At 75.8% G+C, this 19,358-nt stretch carries 15 protein-coding genes; 12 read left to right on the top strand and 3 right to left on the bottom strand.

Annotated features, from left to right (window positions below; translation table 11 throughout):
- Positions 1–235 precede the first annotated feature (235 nt).
- Positions 236–1,129, top strand: a complete 894-nt coding sequence (locus tag J5O08_RS18095) for a DUF72 domain-containing protein (protein ID WP_218708296.1) — start codon at positions 236–238, stop codon at positions 1,127–1,129.
- 197 nt (positions 1,130–1,326) lie between these two features.
- On the opposite strand, the gene J5O08_RS18090 is transcribed toward J5O08_RS18095, so the two are convergent.
- Positions 1,327–1,704: an RNA-binding S4 domain-containing protein gene (locus tag J5O08_RS18090; RefSeq protein WP_210417418.1), complete on the bottom strand. Its 378-nt coding sequence runs from the start codon at positions 1,702–1,704 to the stop codon at positions 1,327–1,329.
- 193 nt (positions 1,705–1,897) lie between these two features.
- Positions 1,898–2,899 (bottom strand): ketopantoate reductase family protein, encoded by a 1,002-nt coding sequence (locus J5O08_RS21780; protein ID WP_218708295.1) that lies wholly within the window; start codon positions 2,897–2,899, stop codon positions 1,898–1,900.
- 107 nt (positions 2,900–3,006) lie between these two features.
- Between J5O08_RS21780 and J5O08_RS18080 the strand changes: the two genes are divergently transcribed.
- From J5O08_RS18080 to J5O08_RS18070, 3 genes are all read left to right on the top strand, one after another.
- Positions 3,007–4,230, top strand: coding sequence for an amidohydrolase (locus tag J5O08_RS18080; protein ID WP_218708294.1), 1,224 nt, complete (start codon positions 3,007–3,009; stop codon positions 4,228–4,230).
- Between the two features lie 116 nt (positions 4,231–4,346).
- Positions 4,347–5,666 (top strand): S1C family serine protease, encoded by a 1,320-nt coding sequence (locus J5O08_RS18075; RefSeq protein ID WP_218708293.1) that lies wholly within the window; start codon positions 4,347–4,349, stop codon positions 5,664–5,666.
- Positions 5,667–5,828: 162 nt separating this feature from the next.
- A complete protein-coding gene (locus tag J5O08_RS18070) occupies positions 5,829–7,784 on the top strand; it encodes a glycoside hydrolase family 127 protein (RefSeq protein WP_218708292.1) in 1,956 nt (651 codons plus the stop codon).
- 77 nt (positions 7,785–7,861) lie between these two features.
- On the opposite strand, the gene ppdK is transcribed toward J5O08_RS18070, so the two are convergent.
- Positions 7,862–10,573 carry a pyruvate, phosphate dikinase gene (ppdK, locus tag J5O08_RS18065; RefSeq protein WP_218708291.1) on the bottom strand — a complete coding sequence of 904 codons (2,712 nt, stop codon included), beginning with the start codon at positions 10,571–10,573 and terminating at the stop codon, positions 7,862–7,864.
- A 205-nt stretch (positions 10,574–10,778) separates the two neighbouring features.
- On the opposite strand from ppdK, the gene J5O08_RS18060 reads away from it, so the two are divergent.
- The 8 genes from J5O08_RS18060 to J5O08_RS18025 all read left to right on the top strand — a co-directional run.
- Positions 10,779–11,789 (top strand): PhoH family protein, encoded by a 1,011-nt coding sequence (locus J5O08_RS18060; protein ID WP_147796877.1) that lies wholly within the window; start codon positions 10,779–10,781, stop codon positions 11,787–11,789.
- Entirely contained in the window at positions 11,786–12,238 is a 453-nt protein-coding gene (ybeY, locus tag J5O08_RS18055; RefSeq protein WP_122149451.1) for an rRNA maturation RNase YbeY, read from the top strand. Before J5O08_RS18060 ends, ybeY begins: the two co-directional genes overlap by 4 nt.
- Positions 12,235–13,539 (top strand): hemolysin family protein, encoded by a 1,305-nt coding sequence (locus J5O08_RS18050; protein ID WP_218708290.1) that lies wholly within the window; start codon positions 12,235–12,237, stop codon positions 13,537–13,539. Before ybeY ends, J5O08_RS18050 begins: the two co-directional genes overlap by 4 nt.
- A gap of 1 nt (position 13,540) precedes the next feature.
- Entirely contained in the window at positions 13,541–14,458 is a 918-nt protein-coding gene (gene era, locus J5O08_RS18045; RefSeq protein ID WP_218708289.1) for a GTPase Era, read from the top strand.
- A gap of 68 nt (positions 14,459–14,526) precedes the next feature.
- Complete coding sequence (locus J5O08_RS18040) at positions 14,527–16,023, top strand: prolyl oligopeptidase family serine peptidase (protein ID WP_308281704.1); 1,497 nt, start codon at positions 14,527–14,529, stop codon at positions 16,021–16,023.
- Positions 16,024–16,099: 76 nt separating this feature from the next.
- On the top strand, positions 16,100–16,936 hold the full coding sequence (locus J5O08_RS18035; protein WP_218708288.1) for a PP2C family serine/threonine-protein phosphatase: 837 nt from the start codon (positions 16,100–16,102) through the stop codon (positions 16,934–16,936).
- Positions 16,933–18,378 carry an FHA domain-containing protein gene (locus J5O08_RS18030; RefSeq protein WP_218708287.1) on the top strand — a complete coding sequence of 482 codons (1,446 nt, stop codon included), beginning with the start codon at positions 16,933–16,935 and terminating at the stop codon, positions 18,376–18,378. Before J5O08_RS18035 ends, J5O08_RS18030 begins: the two co-directional genes overlap by 4 nt.
- A partial coding sequence (locus J5O08_RS18025) for a serine/threonine-protein kinase (protein WP_218708285.1) occupies positions 18,375–19,358 on the top strand: 984 nt, incomplete at its 3' end. The genes J5O08_RS18030 and J5O08_RS18025, both read left to right, overlap by 4 nt.

Genomic DNA, 19,358 nt, shown 5'->3' with positions numbered 1-19,358 from the left:
GGGCGCGCCGGGCGCGGGGCTCGGCGGGGCGGCGGCGGGGCCGGGCGTCGCGGGGCCGGCGGGCGTCGGGGGCCCGGCCGGTGTCGGCGGCAGCGGGGCGGGGTCGGCGTGCACCCGCCAGGCATACCGTCATCGGGCGTCCCGCGCGTGTCGAACGGCTGAACGCGCCGTGACGCGGGCGCCGGCGTCACCCGTCCGCGTTGCCGCCCGCGCGGTCCCTGCCTACGGTCCGGCCATGACCTCCACCGTCCGGATCGGCATCTCGGGCTGGCGGTACGCGCCCTGGCGCGGGGTGTTCTACCCGAAGGGGCTGCCGCAGCGCCGCGAGCTCGAGCACGCCTCCCGCCACCTGGGCACCATCGAGATCAACGGCTCCTTCTACGCGCTCCAGCGGCCGGAGTCGTACCAGGCGTGGCGCGCGGAGGTGCCGGAGGACTTCGTGTTCTCGGTGAAGGGCGGCCGGTTCGTCACGCACATGAAGAAGCTCGCCGACGTCGAGGTGCCGCTGGCCAACTTCTTCGCCTCCGGGGTGCTCGCGCTGGGCCCGGCGCTCGGGCCGGTGCTCTGGCAGCTCCCGCCGACGCTCGGCTACGACCCCGACCGCCTGGCGCGGTTCTTCGACCTGCTGCCGCGGACGACCGCTGCCGCGGCGGAGCTGGCCGGGCGGCACGACGAGCGGCTCGACGACCGGGCGTTCACCACCACCGACGCCGACCGGCCGCTGCGCCACGTGCTGGAGGTGCGGCACGCGTCCTTCGAGACGCCCGAGTTCCCGGCGCTGCTGCGCGAGCACGGGATCGGGCTGGTCGTGGCCGACACCGCCGGTCGCTGGCCGTACCTGGAGGACGTCACGTCCGACCTGGTCTACGTGCGGCTGCACGGCGACTCCGAGCTGTACGTCTCGGGCTACGACGCCCCGGCGCTCGACCGGTGGGCCGTACGGGTGCGCGCGTGGGCAGCGGGAGGGGAGCCGGAGGACGCGCACCGGCTGGGCCCGGCAGCCGCGGCGGCGCCGGAGGGGCGGGACGTGTTCGTGTACTTCGACAACGACACCAAGGTGCGCGCCCCGGTCGACGCGATGGCCCTGGCGGCGCGCCTGGGCGTGGGGCCGCTGGTCACCCCGGCCTGACCAGGGCCGACCCGGGGTCGCCCGGGGGCCGGCGGGCCCGCATCGCCCTGTCCGGCACCCGACAGTGGAACGTCATGACCGACACGCCGACGGCGTGTCGGTCACGACGTTCCACCGTCCCGGGCGCGGGCGCGGGCCCGGGGCCCAGGCCCCGGGGAAGGGAGCGAGGGCGGGCGCGGGCGCCGGGTCGGGCCGGGTCAGCCGCGGCCGCGGAGGCGGTCGATCTCGCGGCGCTCGCGCTTGGTCGGCCGGCCCGCGCCGCGGTCGCGCTGCGCCGCCACGGCTACCTGCTCCGGGGGCGGGGGCGCCGGGGTGCGGTCGACGTAGCACCGGGCGGCGGGCTCGGCGCCGACGCGGCGCTCCAGGACGTGCGCGACCTCGACGATCCGCTCGGGACCCTCGCCGCGGACCCGGACCTCGTCACCGACCTTGACGGACGTGGCCGGCTTGGCGCGCTCGCCGTTGACCCGCACGTGGCCGGCGCGGCACGCGGTCGCCGCCGCGGCGCGGGTCTTGGTGAGCCGGACCGCCCACACCCAGCGGTCGACGCGCGTGGACGGCGGGCCGGCGGGCAGCGGCTTCGCGGCGGGGGCGGGGGAGCCCGATGCGCCCGAACCGGGTGCACCCGGGCCCCCGGCGAGGGCGTCCGTGCCGGGGAGGCCCGAGGCGCCGGACGCGCCCCCGCGCGCGGCCTCGGCCGGCTGACCGGTATTGCGGCCGGGTCCGCCGCCGTCCGCCCGCTCGTCGCTCAGCACGTCGCCGCTCCGGTCAGGCCGCGGCCCGGGCGGTGCCGAGGATCTCGGCCGCGTCGTGCCCGCCGGGCTGCTCGCCGGCGGCCGCGGCGGCCTCGGCCAGCCGGAGCAGCGCCGCGTTGAGCGGCGTCGCGACCCCGTGCAGCCGGCCGAGCAGCACGATCTCGCCGTTCAGGTACGCCGCCTCGATCGACCCGGCGCCGCGCACCAGGCTCTGCCAGGACGACCCGCCGCGCCGGGTGACGCCCGGCAGCTCCACCAGCGTGAAGTCGCCGCGGGCCGCGGCCTCCTCCTCGGGGGAGGTCGGCTCGATCCCCGCCGCCGCGAGCACCGCGCGCGCCTCGGCGACCGTCGCGGTCAGCAGCTCCTTCGCGGCCGGCTCGCGCACCGGACCGCACAGCGCCTCGACGGCGTTCCCGAGGTTGCTCAGCAGCTTGGCGTACTTCCAGGCCATGACGTCCCGCACGACCGGCGCGCGGAACCCGACCGCCTCCAGGTCCGCGCTGACGGCGGCCAGGTCCGGGTCGGCGTCCCCGCCGGGGAACGAGCCCACCGTGAGCACGCCGGTCACCGGGCTGCCGGCCGCCGACACCCGGCCCGGCTCGAGGAACGTCGCGGGCAGCCACACGCACATGCCGGCCACCCGGGCGAACCGGCGCAGCGCGGTGCGCTCGTTGTCCACGCCGTTCTGCGCGCACACCAGCAGCAGGTCCTCGCCCGCGGTCCGACCGCCGGCGACGGGGCGGCCGGCCCACTGCGCCGTCGTCGCGGCGGTGTCCTGACCCTTCACGGCGAGCACGAGCACGTCGTCGGGGCGCAGCTCGACGTCCTCCGGCCCGGCGGCCGTCGCGGCCCGGACCACCCGGGCGCCGGCCGGGGTCGTGAGGTGCAGGCCGTCCGCCCGCAGCGCGTCGAGGTGGGCGCCGCGGGCGACGAGCACGACCTCGCGCCCCGCCTCCGCCAGCAGCCCGCCGATGGTCCCGCCGACCGCGCCGGCGCCGATGATCACGTATCGCACGCGCGCCACCGTGCCACACGCGGGGCGCTCGCGGCGCCCTGGGCCGGTCGCCGGACGCCCGGGTCCCGGGTGCGAGCCGTCCCGGGCGCCGACGTACGGTGGAGGTCATGACCTCCTCTGTCGTCGCCATCACCGGCGGCCATGTCGTCCCTGTCTCCTCCGACCCGATCGACGGCGGCACCGTCCTCATCCGTGACGGCCGCATCGAGGCCGTCGGCGCCGACGTCGTCGTCCCCGAGGGCGCGACCGTGATCGACGCGACCGGCCGCTGGGTGCTGCCGGGCTTCGTCGAGGCGCACGGCCACGTGGGCATCCACGAGGAGGGCGAGGGCGTCGCGGGCAACGACACCAACGAGATGACCGGCCCCGACATGGCGGCCGTCCGGGCGATCGACGCGGTCAACATCGACGACGAGGGCTTCCGCGACGCGCTGTCCGGCGGCGTCACGTCGGTCGTCGTGAAGCCGGGCTCGGGCAACCCGATCGGCGGCCAGTCGGTCGCGATCAAGTCCTGGGGCGGTCGCACCATCGACGAGCAGGTCATCAAGGCCGCCGTCTCCGTGAAGTCGGCGCTCGGCGAGAACCCCAAGCGGGTGTACGCGGAGAAGAAGCAGACGCCGTCGACCCGGCTCGGCACCGCGCTGATCATCCGGCAGGCGTTCACCGACGCCCAGCACTACCGCGCCGCGCGCGCCGCCGCCGAGGCCAAGGGCGAGCCGTTCAAGGTCGATCTCGGGCTGGAGACGCTCGCGCGGGTGCTGGACGGCGAGCTCGCCTGGGACCAGCACGCGCACCGGCACGACGACCTGGTGACCGCCATCCGGCTCGCCGACGAGTTCGGCTACCGCCTGGTGCTCAACCACGGCACCGAGGGCCACAAGATCGCCGACGTCATCGCCGAGCGCGACATCCCGGTGATCTTCGGCCCGATGTTCACCTCGCGGTCGAAGGTCGAGCTCCGGGACCGCGCGATCGCCAACCTGGCCGCGCTCGCGAAGGCCGGCGTCCGGGTCGCGATCACCACGGACCACCCGGTGGTGCCGATCAACTTCCTGGTGCACCAGGCGACGCTCGCGGTGAAGGACGGCCTGCCGCGGGAGACCGCCCTGGAGGCGCTGACGGTCAACCCGGCGTCGTTCCTCGGCCTGGACGACCGGGTCGGTGCGCTGGAGCCGGGCCGCGACGGCGACGTCGTCATCTGGTCGGGCGACCCGCTCGACGTGCACGCCCGTGCCGAGCAGGTCCTCATCGAGGGTCGCACGGTCTACACCTGGGACGACGCGACCCGGACCGCCCACGTGGTGGAGCGGTCGGAGCGCTTCAGCGCCTGACACGGGCGGGCGGAGGTTCATGGGCGGCGCTCAGGGAGGGTTCAGCGACCTTCCGGGATCGGGGCGTTCTCTTGCTCCTGTCGGCGCCACAGCGGCGCCCCGCAGGAGGTGTCCTCATGGACCAGCACGACCAGGCCGCTCAGCCGACCGACCCGCAGCCCGCCGCCCCGCCCGCCCCGCCCCGCTCCCGCCGACTCCGCACCGCCGTCGGGCTGGTCGCCTCGGGCGCCGTCGCCGGGGCCCTGGTCCTCGGCGGGTCGGCGGTCGCGCTCGGCTGGCCCGCGAGCACGGACGGCACCGGGCTCACCGCCTCGGCGGGCCCTGACGGCTCCGCGTCCGGCCTCCGCGGCTGGAGCGGCTCGACGGGGTCGCAGGGCGGCTCGTCCTCCGGCTCCGGGTACGGCGGCTCCGCGCCCTCGACCGGCCTCCCCGGCTCCTCGTCCGGCTCGGCGTCGACCGGCACCGGCACCCTCGACACCAGCACCGCCACCGAGGCCCAGCAGCAGGGGGTGGTGCTGATCGACACGGTGCTCGGCTACCAGTCGGCCGAGGCCGCGGGCAGCGGGGTCGTGCTCACCTCCGACGGCCTCGTGCTGACGAACAACCACGTCGTCGAGGGCGCGACCGAGATCACCGTGACGATCGGCACCACCGGCGAGACCTACACCGCCCAGGTGGTCGGCACCGACGCGACCGCCGACGTCGCCGTCCTCCAGCTCCAGGGCGCGTCCGGCCTGACCACCGCCACGCTCGACTCCGACGACGACCTCGCCGTGGGCGACGCGATCACGGCGGTCGGCAACGCCGAGGGCGGCGGCGTGCTGCTCGCGGCGGACGGCACCGTCACCGCGCTCGACCAGTCGATCACCACCCAGGCCGAGGGCGTCTCGTCCGGGGAGTCGCTGACCGGGCTGATCCAGGTGGACGCGGACGTGGTCTCGGGCGACTCCGGCGGTGCCCTGCTGGACGACCAGGGCGAGGTCGTCGGCATCACGACCGCCGCGTCCTCCGGCTCGTCGGACATCACCGGCTTCGCCATCCCGATCGACGACGCCCTCGACGTGGCGACCCAGATCGTCGCGGGCCACGACTCCGACACGATCACGCTCGGCTACCCCGCGTTCCTCGGGGTCCAGCTGGCGACCGGCGCCACCACGACCGTCCCGGGTCTGGACGGCCTCGGCGGGACGACGGGCTCGACGGGCGCGGGCGCGACGGTCGCGGGCGTGATCGACGGCACCCCGGCGGCGCAGGCCGGCCTCGCGGCGGGCGACACGATCACCGCGGTCGACGGCACCGCTGTGGCGGACGGCGACGCCCTGAGCGCGGCGCTCGCGGCGCACGCCCCCGGCGACCAGGTCACGCTGACCTGGACCGCCGCCGACGGCACCGCGCAGACGGCGACCGTCACCCTGATCGCGGGCCCGGCGGACTGACCGCCGTCGACCCGCCGGCGCGCCCGGCCTCTCCCTGCGGAGGCCGGGCGTCGTCGCGTCGGCGCGCCGTCCCGCGGCTCGCGATCTCCCGTTTGACAACGATGTAGAACCGTCGGGAGAGTGGCGCGGGCAACGGTGCACCGCTCACGGCGAGGAAGTCCCATGACGCACGCGACCACCCCCGCGGACCCGACCGCGACCCCCACGACCGGGCTCGGGGCGCACGCCGGACCGGTGGCCCCGCGCGCCACCGAGCGCCTGACCCAGCGCCCGCTGCCGGCCACCTCGGTCCGGCTCGACCCCGCGGGCCACCTGGGCCGCTGGCAGCGCCTGAACGCCGACGCCACGCTCCCGCACAGCATCGAGATGCTGGAGGACAGCGGCGCCCTGCCCAACCTCCGCCGGGTCACGGGCGAGCACGACGGCCCGTTCGTCGGGTACCAGTTCGCCGACTCGGACGTCTACAAGGTGCTGGAGGCGATCGGCTGGGAGATCGGCCGCACCGGGACCGACGCGTTCGACGGCTTCCTCGACCGGACCCTCGACCTGCTCGCCCGGGCCCAGGACGCCGACGGCTACCTCAGCTCGTTCGTCCAGGTCGACCGCCCGGACCAGCGGTGGGCGGACCTGCGCTGGGCGCACGAGCTGTACTGCGCGGGCCACCTGATCCAGGCCGCGGTCGCGCTGCACCGCGGCGCCGGCCGGGCGGACTACCTCGCGCTGGCCCGCCGGTACGCCGACCTGGTCGTCGCGACCTTCGGGCCGGACGGTCGCGCCGGGTACTGCGGCCACCCCGAGGTGGAGACCGCGCTGGTCGAGCTGTACCGGGAGACCGGTCACGAGCCCTACCTCGCGACGGCCCGGCGGATGGTCGACGAGCGCGGCCAGGACCTGGCGCTGCTCGGCCCGGACCGGCTCGGCGCGCACTACTTCCAGGACCACGCGCCCGTCCGGGAGTCGCCCGAGGCGACCGGGCACGCCGTCCGGCAGCTCTACCTGGACGCGGGCGTCACCGACGTGTTCACCGAGCAGGGCGACGTCGCGCTGCTGGCCGCCATGCGCGCCCAGTGGGACTCGGCGCACCACCAGAAGATGTACGTCACCGGGGCGATGGGCTCGCGGCACTTCGACGAGTCGTTCGGCGACGCCTACGAGCTGCCGCCGGACCGCGCCTACGCCGAGACCTGCGCCGCGATCGCGGACGTGCAGTGGTCGTACCGGATGCTGCTGGCCGACGGCGGCTCCCGGTACGCCGACGCGATCGAGCGCGCGCTGCTCAACGCCGTCGCCGCCTCGGTGTCGGCGGACGGGCGGTCGTTCTTCTACTCCAACCCGCTGCACCTGCGCGAGGGCCACCGCGAGGAGGAGAACGCACCGTCCCGGCGGACGCCCTGGTACTCCTGCGCGTGCTGCCCGCCCAACATCGCCCGGCTGGTCGCGTCGCTGCACGCGTACCTGGCGACCTCGACCGACGACGCGCTGCGGGTGCACCTGTACTCCGCGGCCACGATCGAGGTCCCCGGGCACCTCGGCGCCGGCACGGTCCGCCTCGACACCGCGTACCCCGCCGACGGGCGCGTGCTGGTCGAGGTCGACGGCGAGCTCACCGGGTCGCTGGCGCTGCGCGTCCCCGGCTGGGTCACCGGCCTGCGGGTCACCGTCGACGGCACCCCGCTCGCCGCGACGGCCCGCGCCGACCTGCCCCTCGACGACGGCTACCTGGTGCTGCCGCCCGGCACCCGCCGGGTCGAGCTCGACCTCGACATGCCGGCCACCGCCGTCGCCGCGCACCCGCGGGTGGACGCCGTGCGCGGGTCGGTGGCGATCGTGCGCGGCCCGGTCGTCTACTGCGTCGAGCAGGCCGACCACCCCGAGGGCCCGTCGGTCGAGGACGTGCGGCTGCGCGCCGGCGGCGCCCTCACGGTCGTCCCCGGGGACGACCCGCTCCCGCGCATCGTGGCGGAGGGCGTGGCGGCGGACGCGGCGGACGTCCCGCTGTACCGCACCGGCGCGGACCTGCCGCCCGCCGGCCGCCCGGTCCGGCTCACCGCGATCCCGTACGCGCAGTGGGGCAACCGCGCCCCGGGCGCGATGCGCGTCTGGCTCCCGCTGGCCTGACGGGCGACGGCGGGCCGGGCGCCGCGCCGCCGCCCCCCTGGTGTCCCAACCGGGCGGGCGGCGCCGCGCGCGCCCCCTCACCGGGCGTCGGAGTCGGCTCCCTGGATCGCGGCCCTGCCGGCCTCGAGCCGCGCGACCGGAACCCGGAACGGCGAGCAGGACACGTAGTCCAGGCCCACCGAGTCGAAGAACCGGATCGACTCCGGGTCACCGCCGTGCTCGCCGCAGACGCCGACGGTGAGGTCCGGGCGGGTGGCCCGACCCTCCTCGACGGCGATGCGGACGAGCCGACCGACGCCCTTCGTGTCGATGGTCTCGAACGGGGACACGGTCAGCACCCCGTTCGCGAGGTACTCCGGGAAGAACGCCCCCTCGACGTCGTCCCGGGAGAAGCCCCACGTCGTCTGCGTGAGGTCGTTGGTGCCGAACGAGAAGAACTGCGCCACCTCGGCGATGCGGTCGGCCGTGAGCGCCGCGCGCGGCAGCTCGATCATGACGCCGACGGGCAGGTCGAGCGGGACGCCCCGTGCCTCGCCGACCTCGGCCATGATCCGCAGCGCCTCGTCGCGGACCAGGTGCAGCTCCATCACGGAGCCGACCAGCGGCACCATGATCTCGGCGTGCGGGGTGCCGCCGGCCTCGACGCGGTCGGCCGCGGCCTCGCAGATCGCGCGGATCTGCAGCGCGAACAGCCCGGGCACCACGAGGCCGAGCCGCACGCCGCGCAGGCCGAGCATCGGGTTGGCCTCGTGCATGCGGCGGACGGCGGCGAGCAGCTTGACGTCGTGCGCGTCCTCCTCGCCGCGCTCCCGGGCGAGCGCGACACGCACGGCCAGGTCGGTGAGGTCGGGCAGGAACTCGTGCAGCGGCGGGTCGATGAGCCGGATGGTGGTCGGCAGCCCGTCCATCTCCGTGAGCAGCGCGCCGAAGTCCTCGCGCTGCAGCGGCAGCAGGGCGTCGAGCGCCGCCTGCCGCTCCTCGTCGTCGTCGGCGAGCACGACCCGCTCGACCAGCACCCGGCGCTCCCCGAGGAACATGTGCTCGGTCCGGCACAGCCCGATGCCCTGCGCGCCGAGCGACCGGGCGCGCCGGGCGTCCTCGGCGGTGTCGGCGTTCGCGTGCACCCGCAGCCGGCGGGTGTCGTCGGCGTGCGTGAGGACGCGGTGCACGGAGCGGACGAGGTCGGCGGTCTGCTCGTCGTCGCCGGCCTGGTCGAGCGCGGCGTCGAGCCCCTCGCCCAGGTAGGTGCTGACGGGGGAGGGCACGACCGGGACCGCGCCGAGGTAGACCTCGCCGGTGGAGCCGTCGATCGCGACGACGTCGCCCTCCGCGACCTCGTGCCCGCCCACCTTCATGGACCGGGCGGCCGGGTCGATGTCGAGCGCGTCGGCGCCGACCACGCAGGTCAGGCCCATGCCGCGCGCCACGACCGCCGCGTGCGACGTCTTGCCGCCGCGCGCCGTGAGCACGCCGACCGAGGCGATCATGCCGCCGAGGTCGTCGGGGTTGGTCTCCCGCCGGACCAGCACCACGTCCTCGCCCGCGGCGGCGCGCGCCTCGGCCGTGGCGGAGTCGAACACCGCGGCCCCCACTGCGGCGCCGGGGGAGGCGGCCATCCCGGTGGTGAGCAGGGTGCGCTCGGCGTGCGCGTCGAACCGGGGGAACATCAGCTGCGACAGCTGGGCCCCGCTGACCCTCGCCAGCGCCTCGTCCATCGTGATGAGGTGCTCGTCGACCAGCTGGGTGGCGATCCGGAACGCCGCCGGGGCGGTCCGCTTGCCGACGCGGGTCTGCAGCATCCAGAGCGTGCCGCGCTCGACGGTGAACTCCACGTCGCACAGGTCGCGGTAGTGGGTCTCCAGGCGGCGCATCGCCTGGCGGAGCTCGCCGTACGCCTGCGGGGACACCTGCTCCATCTCGGCCAGGCTCAGGGTGTTCCGGATGCCGGCGACGACGTCCTCGCCCTGGGCGTTCGCCAGGTAGTCCCCGTAGTCGCCGGAGTGGCCGGTGGCCGGGTCGCGGGTGAACGCCACGCCGGTGCCCGAGGTCGGCCCGAGGTTGCCGAACACCATGCTGACGACGTTGACCGCGGTGCCGAGGTCGTCGGGGATGCGCTCGCGGCGCCGGTACAGCCGGGCGCGGTCGGTGTTCCACGACCGCAGGACGGCGACGATCGCCAGGTCGAGCTGCTCGCGCGGGTGCTGCGGGAACACGCGCCCGGACTCCGTGCGCACGATCTCCTTGTACGCCTCGACCAGCTGGCGGAGGTCCGCCGCGTCGAGGTCCACGTCCTGCTCGACGCCCTTGGCCGCCTTGGCCTTGTCGAGCGTGTCGGCGAACAGGTCGCCGTCGATGTCGAGGACGGTCCTGCCGAACATCTGGATCAGCCGCCGGTACGAGTCCCAGGCGAACCGCTCGTCGCCCGCGAGCTCGGCGAGCCCGATGACGGACGCGTCGTTGAGCCCGACGTTGAGCACGGTCTCCATCATCCCGGGCATGGAGAACTTGGCGCCCGAGCGCACGGAGACGAGCAGCGGCTCGTGGAAGTCGCCGAGCCCGCGGCCCAGCGCGTCCTCGAGCCGGCGGACGGCCATCGTGACCTGCACGCGCAGCTCGGGCGGCAGGTGCCCGGTGCGCATGTAGGCGCGGCAGGCGTCGGTGGTGATGGTGAAGCCGGGCGGCACCGGCAGGCCGAGGCGGGTCATCTCGGCGAGGTTCGCGCCCTTGCCGCCGAGCAGGTCCTTCTGGTCCTTGCCACCCTCGGAGAAGTCCTGGACATAGCTGGCCACGTGCACCTCCGGTACGACCGCGGGGGCGTCGTTGCACCCGCCCTCCCTACTCTGCTCCCCGCGCTCGCGGTCCGGTAGGGCCATCGGTACCTGGCGGAGGCGCGACCCGGCGGGGAGAATCCGGGGGCGGTCCGTCGGTGGTGGTCGGTAGGATGGGAGCACCAGTCCGCCTCGATGAATGGAGCGCACGGCGCACGCCGAGCACATGGCCGAGACCACACCCGATCGCCCGCGGCGATCGCTCCCCGGTACCGCCCGGGTCGAGCACCGGATCACGATCCCGTCGAGCGTGTCCATGGTCGAGCTCCTGGGGATGGACGACCAGGTCCTGCGCGCCGTGGAGGACGGCTTCCGCACCGTCGACGTGCACGTGCGGGGCAACGAGATCACCCTCGGCGGCCCGGCGGGGGACGTGGCGCTCGTCGCCCGTCTCGTCGACGAGCTGGTCGAGACCGCCGTCGCCGGCACGCCCCTGACCCCCGACGTCGTCACGCGCTCCGTCGCGATGCTCACCGCCGGCACCGCGACGCGCCCGGCCGACGTCCTGACGTTCAACATCCTCTCCTCGCGCGGCCGGACCATCCGGGCCAAGACCGCGGGCCAGAAGGAGTACGTCGACGCGATCGACCGGAACACGATCACGTTCGGCATCGGCCCCGCGGGCACCGGCAAGACCTACCTCGCGATGGCCAAGGCCGTGCAGGCGCTGCAGGCCCGCCAGGTCAACCGCATCGTGCTGACCCGCCCGGCCGTCGAGGCGGGGGAGCGGCTCGGGTTCCTGCCCGGCTCGCTCAGCGAGAAGATCGACCCCTACCTGCGGCCGCTGTACGACGCGCTGCACGACATGGTCGACCCCGAGTCGATCCCGCGGCTGATGGAGGCGGGCACGATCGAGGTCGCGCCGCTCGCCTACATGCGCGGTCGCACGCTCAACGACTCCTTCATCATCCTGGACGAGGCGCAGAACACCTCGGCCGAGCAGATGAAGATGTTCCTCACCCGCCTGGGCTTCGGGTCCAAGGTGGTCGTGACCGGCGACGTCACCCAGGTCGACCTGCCGTCCGGCACGACCTCGGGCCTCCGGGTCGTGGAGTCGATCCTCGACGACGTGGACGACGTCGCGTTCTGCCGGATGTCCTCCTCGGACGTCGTCCGCCACCGCCTGGTCAGCGACATCATCGACGCCTACGCACGCTGGGACAGCACCAAGAGATGAGTATCGAGGTCAACAACGAGTCCGGCCACGAGGTCGACGAGGCGGAGTTCGCCGCGCTCGCCCGCTTCGTCCTGGACCAGATGCACGTGCACCCGCAGACCGACCTGTCGATCCTGTTCGTCGACACCGAGGTGATGACGGACCTGCACGTGAAGTGGATGGACGAGCCCGGCCCCACCGACGTGCTGTCGTTCCCGATGGACGAGCTGCGCCCCGGCCGCGCGGACGAGCCGACGCCCGCGGGGCTGCTCGGCGACGTCGTGCTGTGCCCGGAGGTCGCCGTCGAGCAGGCGCGCACCGCCGGCCACTCCACGGCTGAGGAGCTGCTGCTGCTCACCACGCACGGGATCCTGCACCTGCTGGGCTACGACCACGCGGAGCCGGAGGAGGAGAAGGAGATGTTCGGCCTGCAGCGCCAGCTGCTGCTGACCTTCCTCGCAGGGCGATGACCGCCGGCGTCCCGCTCGGGCTGCTCGCGGCCCTGACGGTCCTGGCGGTGCTCGTGGCCGCGGTGCTGTCCGCGGGCGAGGCGGCGGTGCTGCGGGTCTCCCGCGGCGTCGTCGCCGACCTGCTCGCGTCGCGGCACCCCGCGGGCGAGCGCGTCCGCCGGCTCACCGAGGACCGCGCCGCGGTCGCCGGGTCGGCCGGCGTCGTCCGGCTGCTGTGCGAGATGGTCGCGGCCGTCTGCCTGACGCTCGCGATCGCCGCCTCCTCGCTGCCGTGGGCGGCGGAGCTGGTCGTCGCCGTGGCCGCCTGCGCGTTCCTCACCGTCGTGCTGGCCCGGCTCAGCCCCCGGTCGCTCGGCCACCGGTACCCCCGCCAGGTGCTCACCACCACGTCGCGGCTGCTGCTCGGCGTGCGCGCCGTCGCCGGCCCGCTGGTCCGGGTCGCGCCGGCCGCGGGCACCGACCTCGACGAGGACGAGCTGCGCGAGATGGTCGAGCGCGTGGGGGAGTCGCCGTCGATCGACGTCGACGAGCGCGCGATGGTGCGCTCGGTGCTCGGGCTCGGCGACACCCTGACCCGCGAGGTCATGGTGCCGCGCACCGACATGGTCACGACCCACGAGGCGACGCCGCTGCGCAAGGTGCTGTCCCTGCTGCTCCGCTCCGGGTACTCCCGGGTCCCGGTGGTCGGCGAGGGCGTCGACGACCTGCGCGGCGTCCTCTACCTCAAGGACCTGGTGCGCCGGATGCAGGACGACCCGGAGGGCGCCGAGGCGCCGGCCGGTTCGCTGGTGCGGCCCGCCGTGTTCGTGCCGGAGTCGAAGCCGGTCGACGAGCTCCTGCGCGAGCTGCAGGCCGGCGCCAGCCACATCGCCATGGTCGTCGACGAGTACGGCGGCATCGCCGGCCTGGTGACCATCGAGGACGCCCTCGAGGAGATCGTCGGCGAGCTCACCGACGAGCACGACCCGCACGCCCCGCAGGTCGAGGACCTCGGCGGCGGCACCTACCTGGTGCCCGCGCGGCTCGCGAAGGACGAGGTGGGCGAGCTGTTCGGCCTGGACGTCGAGGACGACGACGTCGACACCGCGGGCGGCCTGCTCGCCAAGGCGCTCGGCAAGGTGCCCATCCCGGGCTCGGCCGGCGAGATCCACGGCCTCCGCCTGGTCGCGCAGGGCACCGAGGGCCGGCGCAAGCGCGTCGCCCGGGTGCTCGTCTCCCGCGCCCCGGAGCCCGACGACGCGGACGCCCGCGAGACCGCCGACCGCCCGGCCGACCCGGCCCCCACCCCGACGGACCACTGACATGACGGAGACCCCCGTGCCCCACCGCTCCGGCTTCGCCTGCCTCGTCGGCCGGCCCAACGCCGGCAAGTCGACGCTCACCAACGCCCTGGTCGGCCAGAAGGTCGCGATCACCTCCGGGCGGCCGCAGACGACGCGGCACACGGTCCGCGGCATCGTGCACCGCCCGGACGCGCAGCTCGTGCTGGTGGACACCCCCGGGCTGCACCGGCCGCGCACCCTGCTCGGCGAGCGGCTGAACGACCTGGTGCGCGACACGCTGAGCGAGGTCGACGTGGTCGGCTTCTGCCTGCCGTCGGACCAGAAGGTCGGCCCCGGCGACCGGTTCATCGCCGAGCAGCTGGCGCAGCTGGGCCGCCGGACCCCGGTCGTGGCGATCGCGACCAAGGCGGACCTGGTGGGCAAGCAGCGGCTCGCGGAGCACCTGCTCGCCGTGTCCGAGCTCGGGGAGTGGGCCGACATCGTGCCGGTGTCCGCCGAGTCGGGCTACCAGGTCGACGTCGTCGAGCAGGTGCTCGTCTCCCACCTCCCCGAGGGCCCCGCGCTGTACCCCGAGGGCGAGCTGACCGACGAGCCCGAGGCCGTGATGGTCGCCGAGCTGGTCCGCGAGGCCGCGCTCGAGGGCGTGCGCGACGAGCTGCCGCACTCGCTGGCGGTCGTCGTCGACGAGATCGTCCCCAGGGAGACCGGCGCGGGCGAGACCCCGATGCTCGACGTCCGGGTGCACCTGTTCGTCGAGCGGGACAGCCAGAAGGCGATCGTGATCGGGCGCGGGGGCTCCCGGCTGCGCGAGGTGGGCACCACCGCGCGCCGCGGGATCGAGGCCCTGCTCGGTTCCCGGGTGTACCTCGACCTGCACGTCAAGGTCGCGAAGGACTGGCAGCGCGACCCCAAGCAGCTCGGGCGGCTGGGCTTCTGAGCACCGCGACCACGCAGCGCGAGCAGGGGGTCCCCCCGGGGGCTACCCACCACGGGGATAATCGCGACGTGCGCTACCGGACCGCCGCGGGGACCGTCGTGGGCGCGGTGGTGCTCGCCGTGCTCGGGGCGCTCATGGGTCCGCAGTGGGCGCCGGTGCCGCTCACCGACCCGCTGACGGTGCAGACGCAGTCGACGGCGATCACCGACGCGCCCGCGCTCGGGACGTACTCGGTGCGGTCGTCGGTGCTCACCGTGCAGCTGGAGGGGGCGGACGTGGAGGCCCGGCTGCTGATGCCGGTCGGGGTCGACGGGGACGTGCCGGCGGTGGTGTTCGTGCACGGCGCGGGGACCGGGAAGTTCGAGGACGCGTTCGTCGACCAGGCGCGCTCGCTCGCCGAGGCCGGTGTGGCGACGCTGGTGCCGAACAAGCGGCTCGACACCTACACGCTGCGGCACCGCGACTACGTGGCGATGGCCGACGACTACCTGCGCTCGTGGGACCTGCTGCGGGGCCTGCCCGGGATCGACCCCGACCGCGTCGGCGTGTACGCCGAGAGCGAGGGCGCCTGGATCGCGCCGGTGATGGCCGCGGACCAGCCGGACATCGGGTTCGTGGTGCTCGCGTCGGCGCCCGTCGTGCCGCCCCGGCAGCAGGCCGCGTTCGCGGTCGACTCCTACCTGCGGAACACCGGCGTCCCCCAGCAGGTGTTCCGGGCGATCCCGCGGGCGGTCGGCATGTCGCTGCCCGGCGGGGGCCTCGACTACGCGGACTTCGACGTCGCGCCGTACCAGCGCCGGACGAGCCAGCCGGTCCTCGTCGTCTACGGCACCGCGGACGCGTCGATGCCGGTGGTGCAGGGCGCCGAGCAGATCATCCGGGACCTGGCGATCGCCGGGAACACCGACTACACCGTGCGCTACTACCGGGGCGCCGACCACGGCATCCGGGTGGACGAGGTCGTGGCGCCGGCGTTCCTGCACGACCTCGCGGGCTGGGTGCAGGGGCTCCCGGCGACCGCCTCGGCCGCCCCACGGATCGCGGGGCAGCAGCCCGAGCAGCTGTACTGGGCCGGCCCGGTGCCGCAGCCGCGGTGGTTGGGCGACGGCGACGTGCTGCTGTTCCTCGTCGCGGGCGCGGTGGGCGTGCTCGTGCTGCTGCCGGTCGGCCGGCTCGCCGTGGTGGGCGTCCGGCGGGTGCGGGGCCGGGAGCCGGGGCCGGGGCGCGACCGCACGCTGACCCGGCGGCTGGCGCTGCTGTCCGCCGCCTCGGTCGCGACGGTCGTCGCGCTGGTCTGGTACCTCGTCTCCGTGGCGCGGCTGGCCGTCGGGTACGAACGCAACGGCTGGATCGTGCAGGGTGGCTGGATCGCGGTGCGCGTGCTCGGCCTGGTCGCCGTGTACGCCGCGGCGGCCGTCGTGGTGCGGCTGCGGCGGCTGCGCCGGTCCGGCGAGCCGATGGCGCACGGGGTGCTCGGGCACGTCGTGCTGTGGGGCACCTGCGCGGCCAGCGCGGCCCTGCTGGTGGTCCTGGCGTACTGGGGCGTGTACCAGCTCGGCATCTGAGGGTGGGGACGATGCGGTGCGTGGCGCCGCGACCAGGCACCATGGTGCCTGCCAGGGTGACGAGGGGAGAGCACGGGTGCGGACGACGTGGGGTTCGGCGACCGACCGCGGGCGGGTGCGCGCGCTGAACGAGGACGCGCTGCTGGCGCACCCGCCGGTGTTCCTCGTCGCCGACGGGATGGGCGGGCACGAGGCGGGCGACGTCGCCAGCCGGCTCGCGGTCGAGGAGTTCGGCGCCCTCGCCGGGCGCAGCGCGGTCGACCCGTCCGACCTGCACGCGTGCTTCCGCAGCGCCGCCCGCCGGATCCGCGGGGCGTTCGAACGCCGCGAGGGCGGCACGACGGTCGCCGGGGTGGCCCTGGGCGAGCACGACGGCGCCGCACACTGGCTGGTGTTCAACGTCGGGGACTCGCGGGTCTACCGGTGGGCGGACGGCGAGCTCGCGCAGCTGACCGTCGACCACTCGGTGGTCCAGGAGCTCGTGGACTCCGGCACGCTCAGCCGGGACGCCGCCGAGCAGCACCCGGAGCGCCACGTGCTCACCCGCGCGCTCGGCACCGGCGCCGACCCGGAGCCCGACTACTGGACGCTGCCCGCGCGCCCCGGCGACCGCCTGCTGGTGTGCTCCGACGGCGTGACCGGGGAGCTCGCGCCCGCCGACCTGGCCGACGTGCTGGACAGCGTCCCGGGCGCCGCCGCGGCCGCCGCGGAGCTCGTGCGCCGCGCCGTCGAGGCGGGCGGCCGGGACAACGCCACCGCCGTCGTCGTGGACGCCCTGGGTGACGAGCCGGACGGGACGAATTCACCCGGATGGCTCGCGTTCGGCACCGGTCCTGCCGATAGGACATGGGACGAGACGGTCGACGGGGCCACCATCCCGCGACCGCGAAGCCACCAGGAGGACCGTCGGTGATCGTGCCCGAGTACACCCCCGGCGAGTGGTACGCCGTCGTCGCGGGAGGCGTCGTGCTGCTGCTCGCCCCGTCGACCCCGCCCGAGGTCGTGCGCGACGTCTGGGCCACCGCGCCGGAGCGCGGCGGCGGCCTCGGCGCGCAGCTCGACGCCCTGGTGCGGCACGGCCTCGGCGGCCTGCACCCGTTCGCGGCGGTCGACCTGGCCGGCGGCAAGGTGCACACCGCGCTGCGCGGCGACGTGGAGGTCGAGGTCGTCCGCGGCACCCGCGCCGAGGTGCTGTCCGCGCCCGAGGTCGTGTCCTGGTCCGAGCGGTCCGTCGGCTCCGCCGAGGAGGTCACCGTCCGGGTGTCCGGTGCGGGCCGCGGCCCCGCCCTGCCCATCGTCAGCGGCGTGGTGCGCGCGTCCCGCGTGCGGGTGCGGCTGACGGGCGCCGAGCCGGCGCGCGAGGCCGAGGCCGCGCCGTCCGAGCCCGTCGTGCTGCCCGCCGCGCCGACGCCGGTCGCCGTGGCGCCCGCGCGCGCGGCGGCGGTCGAGGACGTCGCGGTCGAGGTCGTGCCGGCCGAGGTCGAGGCCGCCCCGGCTCCCGCGGCCGAGCCGGTCGCGGCCGGGTCCGCGGACGTGCCGTCCGGCACCGAGGTCGTCGAGGGCACCCCCGCCCCGGCCGAGGTCGTCGAGGGCGAGCTCGTCGAGGCCGAGGTGGTCGAAGAGGAGGCGTCCGCGGAGGACGCACCGGTCGAGGAGGACGCGCCCGCCGAGGTCGAGGAGCACGACGCCGCCGCCGAGGCCCCCGCCGCACCGGCCCCGGCGCCCGCCCCGGCACCGCCGGCGGCCGCTGCCCCGGTGCTGCCCACCCCCGCCCAGCCCTACGTCCCGCCGGCCCCGCCCGCGGCCCCGGCCCTGCCCGGCCCGGCGTCCGCCGACGACCACGACGGCCTGACGATCCTCAGCGGCGAGCTGGCGTCGATCCGCCAGCACCTGCCGTCCTGGGCCGTGTCCCAGACCGGCGACTGGCCGTCCGGCCCCGTCGTGCCCACCCCGGCGCCCGCGCCCGGCGTCTCGGGCGCGCTGCCCGTCACCGCCGCGCCCACGGCCCAGCTGCCGGTGCCCCGGCTCGCCCTGTCCACCGGGGCGCTCGTGCCCGTCGACGCCGTCGTCCTGATCGGCCGCGCGCCGCAGGCCGACCGCGCGCCTGACGGCTCCGAGGCGCGCCTCGTGACCGTGCCGAGCCCGGAGCAGGACATCTCGCGCACGCACGCCGAGGTCCGCCTGGAGGCCGGCCGCGTGCTGGTCACGGACCTGTACTCCACCAACGGCATCACCGTCGCGACCGGCACCCTGCCGCCGCGGCGCGTCACCGCGGGCGAGCCCGTCGCCGTCGCGGAGGGGGACGTCGTCGACCTGGGCGACGGCGTGACGTTCACCGTGGAGCCGGGTGCGTGAACCGACGGCGTGAGGCCTCGCAGCCGCCGCACCTGCCCGGATACGCGGTGCAGCGGCTGCTGGGCTCGGGGGGCTCGGCCGACGTCTTCCTGTACGAGCAGGACCTGCCGCGGCGACCGGTCGCGGTCAAGGTGCTGCTCGGCAGCGTGGACGCGGAGGCGCGGGAGGCGTTCGAGCGCGAGGCGGACCTGACCGCCCGGCTCTCGCACCACCCGTCGATCGTGACGGTCTACCAGGCGGGCGTGGCCGGCGACGGCCGGCCGTACCTGGTGATGGAGTACTGCGCGCGGCCCGGCCTCGGGCAGCGGTACCGCAGCGAGCGGTTCGAGGTCGCCGAGGTGCTGGAGCTCGGCGTCCGGCTGGCCTCGGCGGTCGAGACCGCGCACCGCGCCGGGATCCTGCACCGGGACATCAAGCCCGGCAACGTGCTCACCAACGACTTCGGCCGGCCGGTGCTGACCGACTTCGGCATAGCGTCCACGGTCGACGCCGGCGGCCCGGCCGTCGGGATGTCGATCCCGTGGGCCGCGCCCGAGCTGCTGGCCGCCGACCCGCACGGCGACGCGCGGTCCGACGTGTACTCGCTGGCCGCGACGCTGTTCTCCGCGCTCGCCGGCCGCTCGCCGTTCGAGCGCCCCGGCGGCCCGAACGAGGCGGCGGACCTGGTGGGTCGGATCGAGCGCGGCGCCCCGGTGCCGTTCGCCCGCGACGACGTGCCGGACCGGCTGCGCACGGTGCTGGCGCGCGCCATGGCCCGGGAGCCGCAGCAGCGGCACGCCCGGGCGCTCGACCTCGCGCAGGACCTCCGCGCCGTGCAGGCCGACCTGGGGCTGCCGGTCACCGCGCCCGACGTGGACGACCACGCCGGCCCGGCCGGAGCCCCCGCCGCCGGTGCCGCGGCGCCCGCCGACGCCACGCGCGTGCGGCCGGTCGTCGAGGTCGCCCCGCACGCCGCCGCACCCTCGCTCGCGGCCCCGGGC

The organism is Cellulomonas sp. PS-H5 (assembly GCF_019265565.1).
Taxonomy (GTDB): Bacteria; Actinomycetota; Actinomycetes; order Actinomycetales; family Cellulomonadaceae; genus Cellulomonas.
Note: the sequence above shows the minus strand (reverse complement) of the source record. Positions and strands in the feature narration are given on the sequence as shown.